13 protein-coding genes are annotated in these 15,801 nt (G+C 70.7%); 4 read left to right on the forward strand and 9 right to left on the reverse strand.

Going from position 1 to position 15,801, the window contains the following annotated elements:
* The first annotated feature begins 13 nt into the window (after window positions 1-13).
* A complete protein-coding gene (locus OHS18_RS23580; RefSeq protein ID WP_328449234.1) occupies window positions 14-775 on the forward strand; it encodes a TrmH family RNA methyltransferase in 762 nt (253 codons plus the stop codon).
* A gap of 4 nt (window positions 776-779) precedes the next feature.
* Here OHS18_RS23580 and OHS18_RS23585 read toward each other — a convergent pair whose 3' ends face one another.
* The gene (locus tag OHS18_RS23585; RefSeq protein ID WP_328459210.1) at window positions 780-1,154 is read right to left on the reverse strand and encodes an HAD-IA family hydrolase; all 375 of its coding nucleotides are present in this window, start codon (window positions 1,152-1,154) and stop codon (window positions 780-782) included.
* A 211-nt stretch (window positions 1,155-1,365) separates the two neighbouring features.
* Between OHS18_RS23585 and OHS18_RS23590 the strand changes: the two genes are divergently transcribed.
* The gene (locus tag OHS18_RS23590) at window positions 1,366-1,827 is read left to right on the forward strand and encodes an Rv3235 family protein (protein WP_328612436.1); all 462 of its coding nucleotides are present in this window, start codon (window positions 1,366-1,368) and stop codon (window positions 1,825-1,827) included.
* A 102-nt stretch (window positions 1,828-1,929) separates the two neighbouring features.
* On the opposite strand, the gene OHS18_RS23595 is transcribed toward OHS18_RS23590, so the two are convergent.
* The 7 genes from OHS18_RS23595 to mtrA form a co-directional block, all read right to left on the reverse strand.
* Window positions 1,930-3,129, reverse strand: coding sequence for a cytochrome P450 (locus OHS18_RS23595; RefSeq protein ID WP_328612437.1), 1,200 nt, complete (start codon window positions 3,127-3,129; stop codon window positions 1,930-1,932).
* An 82-nt stretch (window positions 3,130-3,211) separates the two neighbouring features.
* The gene (gene secA, locus OHS18_RS23600; protein ID WP_328449229.1) at window positions 3,212-6,097 is read right to left on the reverse strand and encodes a preprotein translocase subunit SecA; all 2,886 of its coding nucleotides are present in this window, start codon (window positions 6,095-6,097) and stop codon (window positions 3,212-3,214) included.
* Window positions 6,098-6,303: 206 nt separating this feature from the next.
* Window positions 6,304-6,990, reverse strand: a complete 687-nt coding sequence (gene hpf, locus OHS18_RS23605) for a ribosome hibernation-promoting factor, HPF/YfiA family (RefSeq protein ID WP_328449227.1) — start codon at window positions 6,988-6,990, stop codon at window positions 6,304-6,306.
* 1,052 nt (window positions 6,991-8,042) lie between these two features.
* Window positions 8,043-9,026: a ComF family protein gene (locus tag OHS18_RS23610; RefSeq protein WP_328612438.1), complete on the reverse strand. Its 984-nt coding sequence runs from the start codon at window positions 9,024-9,026 to the stop codon at window positions 8,043-8,045.
* Window positions 9,027-9,044: 18 nt separating this feature from the next.
* Entirely contained in the window at window positions 9,045-10,757 is a 1,713-nt protein-coding gene (locus tag OHS18_RS23615) for an LpqB family beta-propeller domain-containing protein (RefSeq protein WP_328612439.1), read from the reverse strand.
* Window positions 10,754-12,478, reverse strand: a complete 1,725-nt coding sequence (gene mtrB / locus OHS18_RS23620; protein WP_328612440.1) for an MtrAB system histidine kinase MtrB — start codon at window positions 12,476-12,478, stop codon at window positions 10,754-10,756. The genes OHS18_RS23615 and mtrB overlap by 4 nt, the downstream gene beginning before the upstream one ends.
* A gap of 7 nt (window positions 12,479-12,485) precedes the next feature.
* A complete protein-coding gene (mtrA, locus tag OHS18_RS23625; protein WP_005150760.1) occupies window positions 12,486-13,163 on the reverse strand; it encodes an MtrAB system response regulator MtrA in 678 nt (225 codons plus the stop codon).
* A gap of 344 nt (window positions 13,164-13,507) precedes the next feature.
* Between mtrA and OHS18_RS23630 the strand changes: the two genes are divergently transcribed.
* The gene (locus tag OHS18_RS23630; RefSeq protein ID WP_328449219.1) at window positions 13,508-14,293 is read left to right on the forward strand and encodes an IclR family transcriptional regulator; all 786 of its coding nucleotides are present in this window, start codon (window positions 13,508-13,510) and stop codon (window positions 14,291-14,293) included.
* Here the strand turns inward: OHS18_RS23630 and OHS18_RS23635 are convergent.
* Complete coding sequence (locus OHS18_RS23635) at window positions 14,290-15,249, reverse strand: helix-turn-helix transcriptional regulator (protein ID WP_328612441.1); 960 nt, start codon at window positions 15,247-15,249, stop codon at window positions 14,290-14,292. The two genes, OHS18_RS23630 and OHS18_RS23635, sit on opposite strands and share 4 nt — an antisense overlap.
* Window positions 15,250-15,313: 64 nt before the next feature.
* Between OHS18_RS23635 and OHS18_RS23640 the strand changes: the two genes are divergently transcribed.
* Entirely contained in the window at window positions 15,314-15,763 is a 450-nt protein-coding gene (locus OHS18_RS23640; RefSeq protein WP_328612442.1) for a hypothetical protein, read from the forward strand.
* The last annotated feature ends 38 nt before the right edge of the window (window positions 15,764-15,801 follow it).

Consider the following 15,801-nt stretch of genomic DNA (forward strand, 5'->3'; position numbering starts at 1 on the left):
CAGACTGCCCGGTGTGGGTGATGACTCGACGATTTCGCCGAAGGACCGCTTCCTGACCGTGTACGGCCGCAAGCCGGTGCTCGAGGCGCTGGCAGACGACGGCCTGCGCGTGGACAAGGTGATCCTCGCCGACACCGCCCGCGGGCCGGGCGCGGCCGAGATCCAGCGCGCGGCGAAGGACGCGGGCGTGCCGGTGCAGCGCGCCAGCGCCCACCGGGTCAAGGTGCTCGCCGGCAACGGCAAGCAGGACCAGGGGGTGCTCGCCGACGTCGTCGCGCCGCGGATGCGCGCGCTGGCCACGGCGCTGGAGGACCGGCGGCCGCCGTCGCGGGTGCTGCTGCTGGACGGCATCACGACTCCTGCGAACGTCGGCATGATCCTGCGCACCGCGACCGCGGCCGGGCTCGACGGCGTGATCGTGCCGCGCCGCGGCGTCGCGGCACTGGACCCGCTGGTGGTCAAGGCTTCGGCGGGCGTCGCGTTCCGCGCCCCGGTGCTGCGCTGCGGCTCGGCGCGCGAAGCGGCCGAAATGCTCACCGAAGCGGGCTACGGGCTCTACGCGCTGAACGCGTCCTCGGAGACCACATTGTTCGACGTAAACCTGACGCAGCGCGCGGCTTTTGTCCTCGGCGGCGAAACGGACGGCGTCGGCGCGGACGTCGGCGAGCTCGTCACGGAATGGGTGTCGATCCCGATGCCGGGCGACGTCGAGTCGCTCAATGTCTCGGCCGCCGCCGCGGTGCTTTCCTTCGAACTGGTCCGCCGCGCACGTTAAGCGTTCACTGATCGGGAAACAGCACCCCCAGTTCGACGAGCGTTTCCCCGACCGACCGGTGGTGCACCCCGACCATGCCGGCCTCGACGGCGCCGCGGATGTTCGCTGCGGAGTCGTCGACGAACGCACAGTGCACGGCGGGCAGGCCGAGCCGGTCCGCCGCGATCAGGTACACGGCCGGATCCGGTTTGGCCACCCCGACCTCGCCGGAGAACACCAGTGCGTCGAAATAGTCGAACATGGTTTTCTTGACCTGCTCCGACGCTCCCGGCGCGTTGGACAGCAGCGCGGTACGGATGCCCCGCTTGCGCGCGGTCATCAGATATTCGTAGAAGCGGTCAGCGTCCGGATCCGTGAGAACTCCGGCGAAATCGACCAATAACCCCTTCAGCACCCGGCACACCATAGCCGTGTGGCGGGGCGCTGTCTCTCAGAGCGCAACAATGCGATGTGCCCTTAGCGCACAGTCACCGGCGAAGCCATCGCTTCGGCCGTTCTCCCCCGAATCGTGCGATTCCTGACGCGATTCGGGCCTTCGCTCCCTCTAAGCCTGCGGATGCGGCGAAATGCCGAGTCCGGGAGGGGAGGAAATGTCCGAGGAACATCGCCTGAGAACGCTGATCCGCTACGAGGCGCCCCGCCGGGCCGAACGGCTCGCGGCCGTGACGCCGGAAGAGCACCGCCGGGCCGGCGCGCGCTGGCCGGCGTCGAGGCAGCTCGAGGCGTCCGAAGTGGGCCACCTGCTGAACATGCTGCTGGAGGCCTACGACGGACGTCGCCCGGTGCCGCAGATCCGCGGCCTGGTGGCCCCGGAGGTGTACGCGGGCCTCAGCGGGCCACGCCTGCCGCAACCGCGGCACCGGACGCACAGTGTCCACACGTGCAACCCGGTGGCGGGCGTGATCGAGGCGTGCGCCCGCGTGGAGGCCGACGGCCGGTCGTTCGCGCTGGCGGCCCGCTTCACCCGCGCCGCGACGGGGTGGCAGTGCGTGCGTTTCGCGCTGCTGAAACCCCAGCGGCTCGACCGGCGTCCCCAGCGGGCCGCGGCGTGAGGCGGGCGGGCGCGGCCCGAGCCCCGCCGCGACCGTCCCGGCGCGACGGTCGCAGGTAGACGGTCGTGAGTGGTGATCCAGGGTGCCGGCCCTCTTCGCCACTCACGACCGGACCGGCAGCGCCGACAGGCCGCGCAGCGTGGTCGTCGGGTTCCAGGCCGGGGTGCCGTCCAGCGCCAGGTCCGGGCGGCGGCGGGCCAGCTCGCGGAAGACGATGCGGCCTTCGAGCCGGGCCAGTGGCGCGCCGAGGCAGAAGTGGATGCCCTGGCCGAACGCCAGGTGCCTGCCCGGCGCCCGGCCCGGGTCGAACGTCTCCGGGCCGCTCGCGGGGTCGCGGTTGGCCGCGCCGATCAGGACGATCACCTGGCTGCCCGCCGGGACCGGCAACGAGCCGAGCGTCGTGTCGCGCACCGCGGTCCGCGCGGTCAGCTGGACCGGCGAGTCGTAGCGCAGCACCTCTTCGACCACCCGATCGGACGCCTCCGCGGCGGGGTGCAGGCCGTCGTGGCGGAGCAGCGCCAGCACGCCGTTGCCGATCAGGTTCGTCGTCGTCTCGTGCCCGGCGATCAGCAGGAGGGTGAGCGTCACCAGGAGTTCGCCCTCGCTGAGCGCGTCACCCGCGTCGGACACCGCCACCAGCGCGGACAGCAGGTCCTCGCCCGGCTCGCGCCGCCGTTTCGCGGCGAGTTCGCGGAAGTAGCCGACGAACGACCGGCGCGCGCGGACCGCCGGTTCGACCGTCCCGGGGCTTTGCAGGAACGGCGGATCCAGCGCCCGCGCCATCGCGTGCGACCACTCCGCGAACTGCTCGCGGTCGTCCAGCGGGACGCCGAGCAGTTCGGCGATCACCTCGACCGGCAACGGCTTCGCGAGCGTCGTCATGAGGTCGAAGTCGCGTGGCGCGCGGTCGATCAGGTCCGCGGTGAGCATTTCGATCCGCGGCGCCAGCTGCTCGACCATCCGCGGCGTGAACGCCTTCGCCACCAGCCGCCGCAACCGCGTGTGGTCGGGCGGGTTCAGCGACAGGAACGCCCGGACCACGCGTCCTGACTCGTCGACCGGCTGGTCCGGCCGCCGGTCCGCCGGGTCCAGGTACTCGGGTTCGGGGTGCCCGAACGCCGGGTCGCGCAGCACCTGCGTGGCTTCCGCGATGCCGCTGACGGCGAACATCCGCTCGGCCAGGACCGCGACCGGCCGGCGTTCCCGCCACCGCCGGTAGTGCGGGTAGGGATCGGGCCGCCGATCGGCGGCGAACAACGCGAAGAACTCCTGCGGATCGGCCACCGCCGACAACGTCGTCACGAACTTCCCCCGTCCACGAAACCGGGGCGCGTGGAAGGCAGCTCCACGCGCCCCGGTTCTCGGCTCACATCAGCGGCTCACGTCAGCGACGCGGGCCCTTCTTGCCCTTCTTGGCCGCGTCACGCTGGGCGGCCCGGCGGTCCCGGCGGGTGGCGCCGCTGCCGCCCGTGGAGTCGCCCGCTTCCTCGGCGTGCGCCTCGACCTCGCCGTCCTCACCCGGGCCGGACAACGTCAGCCCCGACTGCTGGCTGTTGCCGCCGAGGCCCTTGCCGCGCAGCGCGGCCGGGACGGACTCGGTGTCGGTCGTCGGCGGCTGCGGCGGCGCCGGCCGCGCGTGGCGGCCCTCCGGCACGGCCTGGCCGTTGCCGGTGCCGACGCCCGCCGGCAGCGCGGCGGCGTCCTCGGCGGGCGGCGCTTCGGCCCGCTCGACCTGCAGGTTGAACAGGAAGCCGACAGCCTCCTCCTTCAACGAGTCGAGCATCGCGCGGAACATGTCGAAGCCCTCGCGCTGGTACTCGATCAGCGGGTCGCGCTGCGCGAGCGCCCGCATGCCGATGCCCTGCTTGAGGTAGTCCATCTCGTAGAGGTGCTCGCGCCACTTGCGGTCGAGGACCGTCAGCATGACCTGGCCCTCCAGGGTCCGCATGCCTTCCGGGCCGACGAGCGCGTTGATCTCCGCTTCGCGCTTGTCGTAGGCGTCGCGGGCGTCCTGCACCAGCGCCTCGCGCAGCGTGCTCGCGTCGAGGTCACCGTCCTCCAGCAGGTCGTCCCAGTCGAGGCTGACCGGGTACAGCGTCTTCAGCGCCGTCCACAGCTTCTCGTGGTCCCAGTCCTCGGCGTAACCGTTCGCCGTCGCGCCGTCCACGTAGGCGTTGACGACGTCGACGAGCATGCCCTCGATCTGGTCGCGCAGGCTCTCGCCGGCCAGGACGCGGTGGCGCTCGGCGTAGATCACCTTGCGCTGCTCGTTCATGACCTCGTCGTACTTGAGGACGTCCTTGCGCTGCTCCATGTTGATCTGCTCGACCTGGGTCTGCGCGCTCTTGATGGCCTTGGAGACCATCTTGTGCTCGATCGGCACGTCGTCGGGCAGCCGCATGGTCGTCATGACGCGCTCGACCATGGTCGCGTTGAAGCGGCGCATGAGCTCGTCACCGAGCGACAGGTAGAAGCGGGACTCGCCCGGGTCACCCTGCCGGCCGGACCGGCCGCGGAGCTGGTTGTCGATGCGGCGCGACTCGTGCCGCTCGGTGCCCAGGACGTACAGGCCGCCCGCGTCGCGGACCATCTCGGCCTCGGCCTTCGACTCTTCCTTGACCTTCTCGAGGATGGCCGGCCAGGCGGCTTCGTACTCCTCGGAGTGCTCGACCGGGTCCAGGCCCTGCTCGCGCAGCACGTGGTCGGCGATCAGGTCGGGGTTGCCACCCAGCACGATGTCGGTACCGCGGCCCGCCATGTTCGTGGCGACCGTGACGGCGCCCTTCTGGCCGGCGCGGGCGACGATCAGCGCCTCACGATCGTGGTGCTTCGCGTTCAGCACCTCGTGCGGCACGCTCAGCTTCACCAGCAGCTTCGACAGGCGCTCGGACTTCTCGACGCTGGTCGTGCCGACCAGGACCGGCTGGCCCTTCTCGTGCCGCTCGGCGATGTCCTCGGCGACCGCCTCGTACTTCGCCTCTTCGGTCTTGTAGATCAGGTCCGGCTGGTCGGCGCGGACCATCGGCCGGTTCGTCGGGATCGGCACCACACCCAGCTTGTAGGTCTGGTGGAACTCTGCGGCCTCGGTCTCGGCCGTACCGGTCATGCCCGAAAGCTTGCCGTAGAGCCGGAAGTAGTTCTGCAGCGTGATCGTGGCGAGGGTCTGGTTCTCGGCCTTGATCTCGACCTTTTCCTTGGCCTCGATCGCCTGGTGCATGCCCTCGTTGTAGCGGCGTCCGTGCAGCACGCGGCCGGTGAACTCGTCGACGATCGCGACTTCACCGTTGCGGACGATGTAGTCCTTGTCGCGGTGGAAGAGCTCCTGGACCTTCAGCGCGTTGTTCAGGTAGCCGACCAGCGGGGTGTTCGCGGCCTCGTACAGGTTTTCGATGCCGAGCTGGTCCTCGACGAACCGGACGCCCTTCTCGGTGACGGCCACCGTGCGCTTCCGGACGTCGACCTCGTAGTGGTACTTCGAGTTGATCAGGTTCGTCTTCTCGACCCGCTCGCGCGACCCCATCGTGGTGGTGTCGATGCCGTTCATCAGCGGGGCGAGCCGCGCGAACTCGACGTACCAGCGCGACGACTGGTCCGCCGGGCCCGAGATGATCAGCGGCGTCCGCGCCTCGTCGATGAGGATCGAGTCCACCTCGTCGACGATGGCGAAGTTGTGCCCGCGCTGGACGCAGTCGTCCAGGCTCCACGCCATGTTGTCGCGCAGGTAGTCGAAGCCGAACTCGTTGTTCGTGCCGTAGGTGACGTCGGCGTTGTACTGGCTGCGCCGGACGTCCGGCTGCTGCTCCGACAGGATGACGCCGACCTCGAGCCCGAGGAAGCGGTGGATGCGGCCCATCCACTCCGAGTCGCGCTTGGCCAGGTAGTCGTTCGTCGTGACGACGTGCACGCCCTTGCCGGGGATGGCGTTGAGGTACGCCGCGAGGACGCAGGTCAGGGTCTTGCCCTCACCGGTCTTCATCTCGGCGACCTGGCCCAGGTGCAGGGCGGCACCGCCCATCAGCTGGACGTCGAAGTGCCGCTGGCCGAGCACCCGCTTGGCCGCCTCCCGGGCGACCGAGAAGGCTTCCGGCAGCAGGTCGTCCAGGGACTCCCCGCCCGCGTGCCGCTTGCGGAACTCGTCCGTCTTGGCCCGCAGCTCGGCGTCGGTCAGGTCCTTGACGTCGTCTTCGAGGGTGTTGATGTGATCGGCGATGTTGCGCAGCCGCTTCACCATCTTGCCCTCGCCCGCGCGGAGCAGGCGGTTCAGCACCATCCGGTCGACCTCACTAGCTGATCATGAGCGCGCCCGGGCCGGTCCCGGACAGGTTCTCCCACGGCGGCGGCCGTGGGTCGGCGCCACCGTTCCACCCCATCGTAGGGAACCCGGGGCGTCGTGTGCACACGCCGTACGTCCTGACATGCGGATGGCCCGCACGCGGACGCGTGCGGGCCATCGGCGGAGGCCTCCTTCGAGCCGGCTCAGCCGAGCCGGATCACGCCGTAGTCGAAGCCTTTCCGCCGGTAGACCACGCTGGGCCGGCCCGCGTCGGAGTCGTTGAAGAGGTAGAAATCGTGGCCGACCAGCTCCATCTCGTAGAGAGCCTGGTCCACCGTCATCGGATCAGCGGTGTGCTGCTTCTCGCGGACGACGCGGCCGGGCTGGTGGCCCAGGTCGTCGTCGGCCCAGCTCTGCTGCTGGGGCAGGGCGATCTCGTCGGCACTCGCGAAGCCGTTCGTGTGCGGTTCGGCTTCGGGTGCGTCCAACACCGCGGTACGCGCGGCGGGACTGGCGGCGGCCGGGGAGGTACCACCCGGCAGTACAGAGGTCGCTTCGGCGACCGATTCCGGTCGGCTGCGCCCGTAGTGCACGCGCCTCCGGTCGTGTGTCCTCCGCAGCCGGTTTTCCAGCTTGGTGACTGCGGAATCGAGCGCTGCGTAGAAGTCGGCGGCACACGCTTCAGCGCGTACGGCCGGGCCACGCCCCTTTCCGGTGATTTCGACGCGCTGGCAGCTCTTGGCCTGGCGCCGGTTGGGTTCGTGGAACAGCTCCACGTCGTACCGGATGACTTTCCTGTCGTAGCGCTCGAGGCGGGCCAGCTTTTCGCTGACGAGTGCCCGATAGTGCTCGGGCACCTCTACGTTGCGGCCCTTAACGACGATGTCCATACACGACCTCCCTCGCTGAGATGACTGCGAGCTGTTGAGTTCACACACGGCGCCGGTGTAGCGGGGACGGAAGCCCGGATCGCGGGCTGAGAAGGAACTCGGATCGGTTCACGACGTCTCGTGCCGGATGCCCGAGCGCGGACTCAGCGCACCTCCGGCGCCAGGGACATGGGCTCGTCACCTCCCTGCCTGCGGGGATTGCTGATAGCGGAGCACGTTAGCTTCCTCACGCCCGTTACAACAGCCCCCGAGCCGGGGGATGTCGGGGAATGAGACTCCGTCACCCCGCGCAGTGAGCGAGGGGTGAACACCAGAAAACACCCGCTGGTCGGACGCGCGCCGGTGGCCGTGGCATCACACGGACGGCGCACCACACCACCTGCACGGACGCCGAGGGTGACGGCCTTGTCCGGCACAGCCACCACTCCGGTGGAGTGGTTCGGCACCCGAGTGGCTTTGATCGACACCCTCATGCCCGGACAACGGCCGCGGGTCCGCTCGCGTTCCCGCCGGAAGTCACTCGTGTAGGTGACACCCCGGTCACCCGGGCGCGCGGGGTGATGGGGGTGGGCGCTTTCGGTGGCCGGCGATCTTGTGGTGTGGGTGGGGTTGGTGGGGCTCGGAGAGGCTGGTGTGACCAGGTGAAACCGGGGTTCGGGCGTGGTTGGGGCGTGCGTGGGGTTTCCGGTGCTCGGTCGGCGCGGTCCGGAGGTGCTGATTCGGGGATTCACCCGGCCGCGAAATGTCTTCGGAGATCGGTTTGGTGGCTCGCTTTCGCCGTTCGTCTGCGCCAGGTTTGCCGGGGATGGGGTTTTATGGTCGCGGGGGCGGCCCGGTGACGGACCACGATCGCGCCCGCGATCGAGCCCGCCGTCGCGCCCGCGATCGCGCCCACGGTCGCCGTGGACTGTCGCGGCGGCGCCGTGCACATGTCGCGCCCGCGGTCGCCGGTCTTGGCGAACTTGCCGTTCGCGTCTTTGCCTCCATTCGGCAGGAGTTCCGGCGGCTGCCCAGGGTTGGGCGACTGATGCTGGGGCCGGTTCACCCGGTCCTCACCCGGCCGTGAGCAGGGTGAGGACGGCCGAGACCGCGATGCCCTCTGCGGCCAATACGCGCACGCATGCGGCTGCGGTGGCGCCGGTGGTCACGACGTCGTCCAGGACCACCACCGGGAATCCGGGTGGTGGGCGTCCGGCCTCGCGGAATCGGAGACGGCCGGCCAGGTTGGCGGCGCGCTGGGCGTGGCCGAGCCCGACGGCGTCGCGGGCGCTTCCGGCCAGCTCCAGCGCTGGTGCGACGGCCACTTCGAAGCCGCGGGCGGACAAGACCTTCGCCGCGGCTTCGGCCAGACGCTCGACGTGGGGGCCACCGCGTACCCGGGACGCGGCTGGCCGGCTCGGTGCCGGGACCAGGCAGATCTTGCGGGTTCCGGGAGGTGGGCCGGCGCTCTGGGCCAGGTCCGATGGCTGGTTGTGGGACGCGGCGCGGGTCAGCCCGGGTGGCCGGTGCGCGAACACTGCGCTCCGGGCTTCGTCCGGCGGCAGCCGGACGAACGTGGTTCCCACCGCGCGGACCAGGCCAGGTTGCCCGTACGCGACAGCATCGTCGGCAACCCGAGGCCGGTCCGGCGGCTGCCGTGTGGAACCGGTTCCAGTGCCCTGTTCCGCAAGCTGTGGAACAGATGCGGAAACGGTTCCGGCACCGGTTGCCCGCAGGGGCAACACGACCAGCGCCTCCGCCAGCGCCGTCCCGAGGGCCGGTGCCAGGTCACGGCGCCCCCGCTCCTTGTACGCGATCAACAACCGCCGGCCGACTCCGGTGTAGCGGGCCAGGGAGAACACCCGGACCAACCCCGCCGTGGGCACGCGGGCCACCTCCCTCACCGCGCCCCAGACGCCCCCGCAGCGGGCGCAACAAGGCTCGCCGCGGGCTCCGCAGGCGGCGCAGCGGCTGGGGATCAACAGGTCGAGAAGCGCGTCGAGGAACATACGGAAAGTGTCGCGACCACCACCGACAGTTTCGGCCTCGAAGCCCACGGCCGTCACCCGAAAGTGTCAGCCCGGGTAGAAGGGGTCCGCGTCCTTCGCCGAATGGTTCTGGGGGCGCCAGACCTCGCCGAGCACCGACGCCGTCCAGAGGCCGCTGGCGTCGGCTACCACGATCGGGCGGCTGGGGGCCGCTGTGACGCCGTGGACCGGGGTGGTCAGGTTGGAGCTGTTGAACGCGTCCAGCCGCTGGCCGTCCACCGTCACGCGGACCACCGGCTGCGACACGCTGGACGTCACCGCGACCAGGGTGTCCTGGGTCAGCCAGTCCACGTCGACGACGTCCTGGAGGTCGTGGGGCTGCAGGTGCCGGGGCTCGCGCAGGCTGACCGAATCGCCGCCCGAGCCGACCACCGACGCCACCCACAGCTGGCCGCCGACCACGGCGGCGACGCGGGCGCCGTCGCGGGAGAACCGGAGCTCCGAGACGCTGCCCTGCTGGATCAGGTCGGAGGCGTTCACCGTCAACGGGGTCCACTGGCCGTTCGGGGTCAGCACGATGCGGGCCACCGACAGCTGGTCGACCACCGTCCACACCTCGGACGCGCCGGGGCGCCACGTCGGCCGGCTCAGGGTGCTGCCGGCCACGTTGACCTGCGGCAGTTCGCGGCCGAGGTCGCCGATCCGCAGGTGGACCCCGCCGCCGGCACGCTCCACCACCGCGAGGCGCTTGCCGTCGATCGACTGGGCCGCGTTGACGACGTCGTAACCGCCGTTGCCGGCCGGGCCGGCGATCGGGGCGCCGTCGCCGAGGGACCGGACCCGGCCGCCGACCGTCATCAGACCCAGCAGGTCCTGGCTCGGCGAGAGCGCCGCGCCGTACGCGGGGAGGTCGCTCTGGCGCCAGTCCGGGTGGTTCGGCACCAGCGCGGCGCCGTCGGCGAGGATCCGGATCCGCGCCGACGTCACGTACTGCAGCGAAAGCACGATCTGCGCGGCGATCAGGTTCCGGATGTCGTCGCTGACGCCGGTCAGTCCGGTCAGCGGGATCACCAGCGTCCCGTCGTCGAGGCTCTTGACGTTGGTGTCGATCGCCACCGGTTCGCCGAGCAGGTTCTTCACCGCCCCGGCCAGGCTCGTCGACGGGCCGTTGACCAGCATGTCCATCACCCGGCTCGGCAACCCGGCCTGCGGTTTCGCGACGACGTAGCGCCGGTCGGGGACGAACGTGTTGGCGGACTCCGAATAGAAGACGACCGGTACCGCGGTGTAGTTCTCGCTGAAGTCGGACTCGGTCGCGTACAGGTCGGCGGGCGGGTCGACGATCCGCCACTGGCCGGTCGGCTGCTTGCGCACCTTCACGTGGAGCAGCGCCGAGCTGTAGTCCGGGACGAACGCGCTGTTCTGGTCGAGCGTGCCGACGTCGATCCCGCGCACGTTGACGACCTGGGTGCTCGGGTCCGGCTGCGGTTCGGTGTCGTAGACCGTGCCGAAGGTGTCCTGGATGATCGTCAGGCTGCGGCTGGGCCGCCAGGCCGCCCGGCCCTGGTCGTCCAGGTAGGCGCGGGCGGCGCCGTTGTTCTGGCCCGGCTTGAGCGTCGCGCCGATGAAGTCGCGGACCAGCGTCAACGGGTCGATGTCGTGCGGCGGATCGGGCGCCTCGACGTTCTGGCCCTGACCTTGGCGGTCCCCCGAGACCACGACCGGCTGGGATTCGAGCGGCACGTTGGCGCAGCCCGCCAGCAGCACCAGGCACAGCAGGGTGAGCAGAACGCGTTTCACTGACCGACTTCCTCACGCTCGGCGAAGATCGCCTCCGGCGCCGGCGTCACCTCGATGATCCCGAGCGGCACCTCGCCGGGGATGTGGTCCGGCGGCGGCAGGGCCAGGGGCGGCTCGCCGGCGGGGACGTCCTGGTGGCGCGGGAAGTAGAACCGGAAGCACGAGCCCTGGCCGGGCGCGCCCCACGCGTCGAGCTCGCCGCCGTGCAGGCGCGCGTCCTCCTGGCTGATCGCCAGGCCGAGGCCGGTGCCGCCGGTCCGCCGGTTGCGCGACGGGTCGGCGCGCCAGAACCGGTTGAACACCAGGTCCGCCTCGCCGGACCGCAGGCCGACGCCGTGGTCCCGGACGGTGATGGCGACCGTCGTCTCGTCGGCCGCGACGGTGAGCACCACCGGCCGGCCCTCGCTGTGGTCCACGGCGTTGCCGAGCAGGTTGCGCAGGATCCGCTCGACGCGCCGGGAGTCGACCTCGGCGGGCACTTCCTCGTCGGGCAGCACGAGCTCGACCGAGCTGCCCGCGTTGCCGGCGATCACCCGCACCTGCTCGACCGCACGGGTGGCGATCGGGCGGACGTCGATGAACTCGGCGGACAGGTCTTCGACGCCGGCGTCGAGCCTGCTGATCTCCAAAAGGTCGCCGAGCAGGGCCTCGAACCGGTCGAGCTCGTCGACCAGCAGCTCCGTGGAGCGCGCGAGCCCGGCCGGGAACTGCTCGCGCGACGCGTGCAGCACGTCGGCGGCCATCCGGACGGTGGTCAACGGCGTGCGCAGCTCGTGGGAGACGTCGGAGGTGAACCGGCGCTGCAGCCCGCCGAAGTCCTCGAGCTGGCGGATCTGGCGCTGGATACTGGCGGCCATCCCGTTGTAGGACACGGCGAGCTTCGCCAGGTCGTCCTCGCCGATCACGGCGAGGCGCTGGTCGAGGTCGCCGCCGGCGAACTGCTCCGCCGCCGCGGCGGCCGACCGGACCGGCCGCACCACCTGCCGCACCACCAGGTTCGTGATGCCGGCCAGCAGGAGAAGCAGGACGAGGCCGCCGACCAGCAGCGTGTTCTGCACGGTCGAGACGGTGTTCTGCTCGGTCGTCAGCGGGAACAGCAAGTACAGCTGCAGCGGGCTGGCGACGGTCTTGAGCGGCGTGCCGACGATCAGGTAGGTCGTGCGGCCGCCGTTCATGTCGGTGACGGTGTGCTCGAGGTAGCTCGTCTGCTCGGCCTCGACGAACTGCCGCAGCCGCGGCGGCACGTTCTCGAACGGCCCGGCGAACGCGGGCTCGTCGCCGGAGCGGTCGTGGCCGCCGCTGGCGAGCACCGGGATGAACGTGCCCGCCGCCGAGCCCGCCGCGTCCTGGCTGGTCGGCGTGATCGCGATCTTCTTCAGCGCGTTCTCGAGCCGGTTGCTCAGCGCCTCGGACGTCTCGCTGCCGAGGCCGACGAGCTCACCGGCGGCGGTCTCGGCGGCCGCGCGGGTCTGCGCGGTGGCGGCGTCGCGCTTGGTGTCCAGCAGCCGCTCGGTGATCTGGTTCTGCAGGACCATGCCCAGCACGAACACCACGGCCGAGGACAGCGCGAGCGTCGAGACGGTGACGCGGAACTGGAGCGAGTGCTTCCACAGCTCGTTGAACGCCACCGCGCGACGGCGCGCGAAAACGACGACACGCCGCACCAGGCGTGCCGTCGAACGCGCGAACGCGGGAAGCCGTCTACCGGTCTCCCTGGTCATGGAGCCATCACGGCGGGCCGGCCTTGTACCCGACGCCGCGAACGGTCAACACCACCTCGGGGTGTTCCGGGTCCTTCTCGACCTTGGAGCGCAGCCGCTGGACGTGCACGTTCACCAGCCGGGTGTCGGCCGCGTGGCGGTAGCCCCAGACCTGCTCGAGCAGCACCTCGCGGGTGAACACCTGACGCGGCTTGCGGGCCAGCGCCACCAGCAGGTCGAACTCCAGCGGGGTCAGCGGGATGGCCTTGCCCTCGCGCGTGACCTCGTGGCCGGGCACGTCGATCGCCAGGTCGCCGATCGTGAGCGACTCCGCCGGTTCGGCCTCGGTGCGGCGCATCCGGGCGCGGACCCGGGCGACCAGCTCCTTCGGCTTGAACGGCTTGACGACGTAGTCGTCGGCGCCGGACTCCAGGCCGAGGACGATGTCGACGGTGTCGCTCTTGGCGGTGAGCATGACGATCGGCACCCCGGACTCGGCGCGGATCGCCTTGCAGACGTCGATCCCGTTCATCCCGGGCAGCATCAGGTCGAGCAGGACGAGGTCGGGCTTCAGCTCACGCAGCGCGGGAAGCGCGCGTGAGCCGTCGGCGACCACCGCCGTGTCGAACCCCTCCCCACGGAGCACGATGGTGAGCATCTCCGCGAGTGCAGGGTCGTCGTCGACCACGAGAACACGTGCCTTCATGACCACATATTCGCACTAGTTCCGACGGCCGGACGCGCGACCCGCGTGTTTGACCACCAGAAAGATCAAGATCCGCACCGGTCCCTGCTCCATCCGGGTGCCCCTGGACGGTCCGTGAAGGCCTCCTTCAGGGACTCTGAGTCCCTCAAGGAGGCCTTCACGGACCTGTGGGGTGGGCTCAGGGGATGCCGGGAACGGCTGGCGGGATGCTGGGACGGTTCGTGAAAGTTGCGCATCGCGCGACGCCGCGCCTCCTGCGCAACAATCCGGTCCGCCGGGCCGCCGCGTCAAGAGATTCGCCCACTCAGCCGATAGGCAGTGCGCAAAACGGATAGTGTTGCGCTATGCGGAACCAGGACTCGGGCAACGCAACTCAGAGCCAGGTGCAGTCGGTCGACCGGGCGATCAGCGTGCTGGAGCTGCTCGCGCGCAACGGCGAAACCGGCATCACGGAGATCGCCGGCGAACTGGGTGTGCACAAATCGACGGCGTCGCGCCTGCTCAGCGTCCTGGAGTCGAGAGGCCTGGTCGAGCAGCTCGGCGAACGCGGGAAGTACGCGATCGGCTTCGGCATCGTCCGGCTGGCGGGCGCCGCGACCGGGCGGATGGACCTGGCGAAGCTCGGCCGCGCCAGCTGCCTGACCCTCGCCGAGGAGCTCGGCGAGACCGTGAACATCGCCATCGCCGACGACGGCGTCGCGATCAACATCAGCCAGGCCCGCGGCGCCGCGGCGATCACCACGCAGAACTGGACCGGCCAGCGGACGCCGCTGCACGCGACCTCCAGCGGCAAGATCCTGCTGGCCTACATGGCCGAAGCCGAACGCAAGCGGGTGCTGAAGCGGAAGCTGGAGCAGTACACGCCGCGCACGACCGTCGAGCCGGACGAGCTGATGACCGAGCTGGAACGGATCCTCGAAGACGGCTTCGCGGCCTGCTACGAGGAGTTCGAGCTCGGCATGCACGCCGTGGCGGTGCCGATCCACGGCCCGGGCGGCGACGTCGTCGCCGCGATGAGCGCGTCGGGCCCGTCGTACCGGCTGTCGAAGCAGCGGGTGAAGCAGATCGTGCGGCCGATGACCGAGGCCGCGGACGACCTTTCCGCGCAGCTCGGTTACTTCCGGGACTAGTACAACCGCGCCATCGCCCGGATCGTCTTTTCCATGTGCGCCACCAGTTCCGGGGGTTCGAGGACCTGCGCGTCCGCGCCGAGCCGGAGCAGTCCGGCGGCGGCGTGCGGCACGCTCTCCAGCGGGACGGTCGCGCGCTGCCAGCCCTCGGCGTCCGCGGGTTCGAGGGTGTGCGAGACGAGCCTGGCCGCCTTCGGGCCGAGAATCTCGGGCAGGGCCGCGATTCCGGCCGAGGAAAGGCGGACGACGGCGGTCTCGTCGAGGTCCGCCCGCTCGTACCGCTCGACGTGCTCCCGCCAGAACTCCGCGAGGTCGAAGCCGGCGGGCCGGGTGAACGTCTCGCCGAGCGGCGTCAGGTCCACGATGTTCGTGACGCGGTAGGTCCGCCCGGACGCCACGAGGTACCAGACGCCGGCCTTGAGGACCAGGCCGAGCGGGTGCAGCCGCCGCGTCACGACGCCGGGGCGTGGTGACCAGCGGCGGTAGCGGACCTCGACGACCTGGTCCCGCCACAGGGCTTCCGCGGCGGCGAGCAGCTGCGGCACCGGGTCCGCTTCGCGGTACCAGCCGGGCGCGTCGAGGTGGAACCGCTGCCGGATCCGCGTCGACGCGTCCCGGTACGGCGTCGGCAGCGCCGCCGTCAGCTTCAGCTCGGCCGCGGCCACCTGGGCGCCCAGGCCCAGCTCGGCGGCGGGTTGCGGCAAGCCGGTGAGGAACAGCGACTCGGCCTCGTCGGCGGTCAGGCCGGTCAGCCGGGTGCGGTAGCCGTCCATCAGCTGGTAGCCGCCGCGCGGGCCGGGCTCGGCGTAGATCGGCACGCCCGCGGCGGCCAGCGCCTCGACGTCGCGGTACACCGTCCGGGCGGTCACGCCCAGCTCGGCGGCCAGCCGGGACGCGCTCATCCGGCCGCGGTTCTGCAGCAGCAGGAGCAGGGACACCAGCCGGCTCGCACGCACCTGGCGAAGTCTGCCAGCCACCACTGACAGAAGGTGTCAGTGATCGCGGCCCAGGATCGCCGTCATGAACGACTTCGACTTCCTCCACGGCTCCTGGACCGTCGTCAGCCGGCGGCTCAAGACGATCTTCGCCGGCTGCGACGACTGGGACGTCTTCCCCGGCACCACCACCTGCCGGACCCTCTTCGAGGGCGGCGGCAACACCGAAGAGATCCATTTCCCCGCCCGCGGGTTCCGCGGTTTCACCCTGCGCCTGTTCGACGTCGAGCGGAAGCAGTGGTCGATCTACTGGGCCAACGACCGCACCGGGCTGCTCCAGCCGCCGGTCGTGGGCACCTTCGCCGGCGGCCGGGGCGACTTCTACGGCGACGACGTCCACGAGGGTCAGCCGATCAAGGCGCACTACCTGTGGTCGGGCACCACGGGGCCGTCGCCGCGGTGGGAGCAGGAGTTCTCGGCCGACGGCGGGAAGACCTGGGAATCCAACTGGGTCATGGAGTTCACCCGGGCGTGAACCGGCACCTTTTCGGGCGCTTGACAGCAAGTCGCGCA

The organism is Amycolatopsis sp. NBC_00355, assembly GCF_036104975.1.
Lineage (GTDB): Bacteria > Actinomycetota > Actinomycetes > Mycobacteriales > Pseudonocardiaceae > Amycolatopsis.